The 5,987-nt window shown below is 51.2% G+C and carries 4 protein-coding genes; all 4 read right to left on the reverse strand.

Features of this window, described 5'->3' with window-relative positions; translation table 11 throughout:
* Positions 1-81: 81 nt before the first annotated feature.
* Positions 82-1,638 (reverse strand): tail fiber domain-containing protein, encoded by a 1,557-nt coding sequence (locus OGY08_RS20370; RefSeq protein WP_275377283.1) that lies wholly within the window; start codon positions 1,636-1,638, stop codon positions 82-84.
* Positions 1,639-1,711: 73 nt separating this feature from the next.
* Positions 1,712-2,350 carry a hypothetical protein gene (locus tag OGY08_RS20375; RefSeq protein WP_126317848.1) on the reverse strand — a complete coding sequence of 213 codons (639 nt, stop codon included), beginning with the start codon at positions 2,348-2,350 and terminating at the stop codon, positions 1,712-1,714.
* A complete protein-coding gene (locus tag OGY08_RS20380; protein WP_008322429.1) occupies positions 2,347-2,619 on the reverse strand; it encodes a hypothetical protein in 273 nt (90 codons plus the stop codon). The genes OGY08_RS20375 and OGY08_RS20380 overlap by 4 nt, the downstream gene beginning before the upstream one ends.
* A gap of 245 nt (positions 2,620-2,864) precedes the next feature.
* Positions 2,865-5,987: TipJ family phage tail tip protein (locus tag OGY08_RS20385; protein ID WP_286565406.1), on the reverse strand; the 3,123-nt coding region annotated here is incomplete at its 5' end.

Genomic DNA, 5,987 nt, shown 5'->3' on the forward strand with positions numbered 1-5,987 from the left:
AATCATTCAATACTCGCACTATCGAACGTTCGCCAGTCGGCCGCAATCATGTTCTTGCATACGGCGTGGTTGCGGCAACCATCAATTTTGCTGGCTACCTTTCAGCGTCTCAATGACATTCTTCAGAGAATTGAGCTCTGACATTTGTTCCTTCATAGCTCTGCCCATATAAACCAAAGCGCAGGCCATATCGGCCATAATGACATTGTTATCAAGGGCAAGGGTATCGTCTTTGAGACCAACCTCAATTTGATGGTCAACATATTCGTTACCGGACTCATCCCCCCCAATAACGTCCTCAAAAACAGGTCCACCAGGCACTATCTTTACGTACTGCGGATCCACTTTAGTCAGATCCTGGGCAATAAGGCCAAAGCGCTGCGTATCCGATCCCTTATACTTAAACATCGTCGGTAACCACTGCATTACACGGTCGAAACTGTCTTTCCCGTCCCGGTATTGAATATCTTCTTTGAGATCACGGTCTGACGTCGCATTCTTGGCGAACACGTACGATCCCTGCCAGTTTGACCCGGATTCGTTCCATACGTCAGTAGTAATGTCTCCAGACTGAGGATTAAATCTGAACATCCTGTGAAATCTGGCATCGCCCATAAAATGTAAGACTCCGTGGGGCCAAGAGTTGGCCCCTGTGGCAATGATACCAAGCGACAATCGGGTGCTATATCCTCCTGTTGATGAAGACCCCCCAGAAACAATTGGAGCCCAACCCCCATCGTTTCCACCAATAATGGACGACCAGTAAGGTGTGGTCCAGGGGCCGTCAACATCCCCCCAGCCACCCTGTTTGCACGCCCCCCAAAAACCACGTGGTGATTGCATAACTCCACTATAGTTGGACAGGAAGTTGAAGCGGTATGTGGCAGCACCTGAGCCGAAACTACTTGTAATCAAAGCAACAGCATCCAGATAATTTCCCGCGCCTCGTATCCCGCCAAACTGGTAGAACGAATTCCCCATCCAGCCCTGCAACTGGTTCATCATCCAGCCCTGTTCACCATCAACGTTATTCGACGTCAGTAAAATATCCTTCTTGACGCCAGCAGTGCTTTTGACGCCTGTACCCGACCCACCCGCCACCGAATTGACGCCACGGGAGCCAAGAACACTACCGAACGTAACATCCTGAGAGTTTCCCAAAGTGAGATTATCGCGGGCTGCATTTTTATCAGGCAGATCGGCCAGGGCCTGGCTTTTCAACAACGCATTATTGACCTGCTCAATAATGCTTTTCCATGATGGTCCGGTAAACTCCGAAGTGTCAGGAAGCCTGACCGTAATATTGCCGTTGGCAGAGAATAAAAGTTGCCAGTTCTGTTTGTCGTAGTTCAGGCCTCGTAGGGCTTCCGCACTTTGTGCCACCAGCGCTGCGGTAACCATATTCAGCGCCACACGGGGAACAGCTGACCAGGCCGCGCCAGATTGTGTTGGCCCGGTAAAATTGCTGACCAGCGTCAACGCTGTACCGCTTTCCACTGATTTAACCGGGAGCGTATAGGGAACGCCTCCGACAGTGGCAACAATAAAATCTCCTGCCGCCACCTCGGTAGTAAACGCGGTCCCGCTGCCAGCGACCGCAGCAGAATTATTCGTCAGGGTTAATGTTCCTGCTGACATGGATATCTCCTGAATTCAGATAATAAAAAAACCCCGCCGAAGCGAGGTTAGTGATTTGGATAGAAAGCAGCTTCTACGAATAAAGTCGCGTATCGATGTAGATATACTGTTTTTTAAATCGTGGTGTGGGGGCCAGCCCGTTAATCTGTTCGCTATAAATGGAATACCCACCAACGATGTTGTCATACGCGCGAGCCGTCAGCGTCCCATAAATATAAATCCCAGCAGCTGGATCTAACGGGACCAGGTAATTTGAGCTCATACCGGATACCACTGCCGCCGGAAGACCGACATTAACGTCGTAGTTTGCACCATTGCCATTTCCTGAGCCGTTCCACGGATTATCTACAAAATGAAGCTCAAGCGGCAAACAGTCAGTGTTCCAGACCATATCGCCGTTGGAGTTGTACACTGCCATTCCCACACCATGCGCAATCGGAACAACGTTTGCGAACACATAGACATGACCGCCTACCCCATTGCAATTTAAATTCAGGTTCCATTTCCCATTTGAAGCAACCGGAATAACATAAGCGGCCCCGGTTGCCGAATCGTTACGAATAAAGGAAATCACGTTTGCCGTAGCTGGAATGTCTGTGGGGATCGTCATATTTCCAGTGAAGCGATATACACCGATAAAGTTCATCGGTGTGACTTCAGGACTAATAAACAGGCTCCCATCTTCGCGGAAAATTTTTAAACCATAACTCATTTGTACATCACCAATATTGGCTGATTTACTGACGCGTTAGACCAGGTAACCGTGCCATTGGCAACGGTCGCCGTTGCCGGAGTCTGGCCTTTTGAACCGCTTGGGGTGAATATGTTTTGCGGGTCCGCGACCAGAGTTTTTCCCTCAACAACCGGATAAGCCTTTGTGCCTGACGCTGGAGAAGTGATAACTGCGGCAACGAAGGTGGGATTGAACCGCCCCACCAGCTCATTCCCCTTAGCGTCGAACAACTGCACTCCGTAAGCCATAATCATCCCCTTTACATTGGTAGTTTGTCAGGTGTTCAGTAGACTTCCAGCCAGGAAAGAATCGAACATAAAGACTATTAACCGGCCTGACCCAATACGTCCCATTTTTATCAATGCGGATCTGTTTGATAGAAACTGTCGCAATATGAAGTTCAGCACCGGCACCTAAATGCGAAGAATATGCAGCCGTACAATCAACACTTTTAACTCCACTATTTAACGCCCCAGAAATAGAGGCGCAACCGCTAATACTTGCCAACAACAACCCGAAGAGTATTATTTTTGTCATATACCTTCTGTCCATAGTTATCAATTGTGGTCCTGCCATCACCAGCATTAGAACCATTAATTTCAAACGTTCCGTCCGATTTCATGATGGTGCCCGTTTGTCCCTGAACATAATTTGCGGAGCGCAGTTCGCCAATTTTTGCCAGCGTGATTTGGCCATACTGGATAAACGCATCGCTGATAAAGACCTGACCATTGACCACCGCAAACGGCGAATATTGCGTATCACTGCTGCCACTCATCAGGGCGAACTGATTGGCGTTAAATCCGACACGAGTGACTACCGGCTTACCCGCTTCCGCCAGCACCGCAATCGACATTCCGGCGTTATACATCACGCCGTTAATCCGGACTCCGGTTTTGAGGGTGTAAATTGCAGAGGCTCCGGTAGCATCAACCACGGCGGTGAGCTTATCTTCCAGCGCGGCAGTCACATCATTGAACTGCGCCTGCACCTGAGTGGACATTTCAGCCATCGCCTTATCAACATCTGCAATAGTCGTTTTGACCACCAGAATATCCGCGCGTACTTCACCATACTGCGCCCACTGGTGTTCCACGGTTGCATGGTTGGCCAGCGCGTTCTGCAGAATACCTTCAAGGTTGGTATCAATATCGCCCGTCAGACGATCACCATCAGCAGAGGTGAGAAAGTCATCCGCAATATCCCCCAGGTAATCATCTGCGTTCGCGTTGGATTCGCCACGAACCCAGTCGGTCCAGCCTGATTCATTACCCGTTCTGTCAACCAGCTGCGCGCGGTACCAGAACTCCTGCCCCGCCTTCAGTCCCAGTTGGGTGTATTCGGCTGACGGATAAGGCACATCCGACAGCAATAGAGGATTAGAGAAATCACTGTTCGCGGTGTACTGAATTTCCGTTTTCAGCGTATCCCCGGTGTTAGCCGGGAATCCCCAGTTCAGACGAATCCCCCAGTTGATCGGCGTTGTCGCAAAGCCGACAGGTTTCGGTGGATTTCCCACCTTGCCCGTCAGCGTTTTCTCTTCGGAGTAGCCCCAGCCAGAGGAAATTTCAGCGGCATTAATGGCACGCACACGCACGAGGTAGCGCCCTGCATAAATACCCGATACATCAAATGAGGTGGTGGAGCTGCGCGGCACGTTTACCCAGTTACCATCATTGCGGCGCCACTGTGCCTCGTAGGCGATAGCATTCTGCGCCTGGTCCCAGCTCACACGCATGGTTTCGACGCTGATATTCTGCTGCACCACTGAAAACGAGCTGATCACAATGTTAGCCGGCGGCGACTGGTTACCAGGCGGGATTACACTAACGGGCCGCTGGTCAATGATGGCTCCGGTATCGATACGGGCATATTTATCCGGGTCATGCCATGCGCCGGTAATAGAGAAAGTGCCATCATCATTATCGGAGACGCTGACAACTCGATACTGCTGGGCGTAGAGTTCATCTGACTCAACCACCCATACAGCTTCGGCCTGTGGTGTCTCACTGTATGCCGTGGTGACTGTGACTGATTCCCCGTTAACCGCCTGAATAGTCCTGCTCTGTGACGCACCGGAGGGAAGATTGAGAATAAGGCGATCGCCTGCTGCTGCATCAGCTACGTGGTCAAGTTTAATCACGCGACCGTTAACAGCACTGATGCGGCCGCCCATAACTTTGCCGGACAGAAGCTCGTCTGACACGGCGATGATGTATCCCGGCTGCGGAATGTTTCCGTCCAGGCCAACATCAAACGAAACAACGCGATCCTTATTGTTGGTGAGAATACCCCAGCGCCCCTTTCGGTTAGCTTCTGACTGCCGGGTGCAGCCGATGGCTGTCATTTCCAGCTGATTAAATCCGTACCGGGCCACCAGAGGCTGCTCAAATACCGGCTCCATCGCATCCGCATAAGCGTTACCCGGATCAGACCAGGAAACCAGCGCGGTGGTATACCGCGTTTTTGTCGTGCTGCTGGAATAGGTAAAGCGTCCGTCGATAACGTTAGCGCGGGTGTAAGCGTAATCCACATCTCTCGGCATATCGGCAAGCGCAACAATCTGATCACCGCCCCAGTACGTCATACCCCGGAATATAGCCGCGAAGTCACGCAGCACAGTGTAAGCGTCATTCCTGTCCTGAACATAGACGTTACAGGTATAGCGTGGCTCTGTCCCGCTTCCACCCTTTCCATCCGGTACCGGCTGATCGCAATACTGCGATACCTGGTACAACGTCCATTTATCGATGTTGGCTGCACTCAGGCGATTACCCAGACCAAAGCGATCGGTAATAACCAGATCGTAAAATATCCACGCCGGGTTATCGGTCCAGGCCCACTTAAACGCACCCTGCCATGTACCACTATAAGTCCGCGTATCGGGGTCATAGTTATCAGGCACGCGGATCACCCGGCCACGTGGTTCACAGGATATCTGTGGAATCGAACCGTTGAACTGACTTGAATCGAATTCTATGTACAGCAGCGCGGTGTTCGGATAGCGCAGCTTGGCATCAATCACTTCCGTGAAGCTTTGCAGCGTCATCGTGTCGCCGATCTTGGCGCTGTTTGCGTCAGCGGTAATCTTACGCAGTCGGATTGTCCAGGTGCTGCCAGCCTGCGGTAAATCAATACGGTGGCTGCGCTCATAACCAGACGTCGTTTTGCCGGTTGCGCTGGTATTAAGCATGGTTTGCCAGGTCCCACCATCAGTTTGCAGGTCTATTGCATAATTGATGGAATACCCAACCAGATCGCCGTTGTCCTCCTGCTTAAACAGTGAAGGCCATTTCAGCCGCAGGCGAACGGCTGATAGTTGGGTGTTGGTAAATGTACGCGTCCAGGTTGTTGCGCTTGATACTTCAGTTCCAACGTTGATTTCGTTTTCGGTACCGGGAATGCCCTGAATGTAATTTTGTGCCTGAGTTCCCGCGCGAAACTCCCACGTCACGCCGCTAAAGTTTTGGGAGCCATCGGCGTTTTCCAGCGCCGTGCCGTCCAGGTAGATATTTTTTCCGGTTAATTGCCCTGCAAATTCCCCTTCCCCAAGCGCAACGAGGATTTTGGCCTTCGCTACAGATTGCAGATCATCAGGCTGTTCGGTAGGGGTTCG

This window comes from Citrobacter sp. Cpo069 (assembly GCF_030332785.1).
GTDB lineage: Bacteria > Pseudomonadota > Gammaproteobacteria > Enterobacterales > Enterobacteriaceae > Citrobacter > Citrobacter portucalensis.